This window comes from Pseudomonas sp. Pseusp3 (assembly GCF_047304225.1).
Taxonomy (GTDB): Bacteria; Pseudomonadota; Gammaproteobacteria; order Pseudomonadales; family Pseudomonadaceae; genus Aquipseudomonas; species Aquipseudomonas fluorescens_CD.
The window spans coordinates 1-242 of sequence record NZ_JBGLYV010000289.1 but is presented as its reverse complement, the minus strand read 5'-3'; the positions used below and the strand labels follow the sequence as shown (position 1 = coordinate 242).

1 protein-coding gene is annotated in these 242 nt (G+C 66.5%); it reads right to left on the bottom strand.

Features of this window, described 5'->3' with window-relative positions; genetic code table 11:
- Nucleotides 1-242 (bottom strand): aromatic amino acid lyase (locus tag ACCD00_RS30905; RefSeq protein ID WP_413428955.1); only part of this gene is annotated, 242 nt, incomplete at both ends.

Genomic DNA, 242 nt, shown 5'->3' with positions numbered 1-242 from the left:
GAGATCACGTCGCCTTCGGCGGCGAACACCAGCGGGTTGTCCGAGACGGCGTTGGCTTCGATGGCCAGCACTTCGGCGGCCTGGCGGAACTGGGTCAGGCAGGCGCCCATGACTTGCGGCTGGCAGCGCAGGGAGTACGGATCCTGGACCTTTTCGCAGTTTTCGTGGGAGTCGGAGACTTCGCTGCGCTCGCCCAGCAGATCGCGGTAAGCGGCGGCGGCGTCGATCTGGCCTTTCTGGCC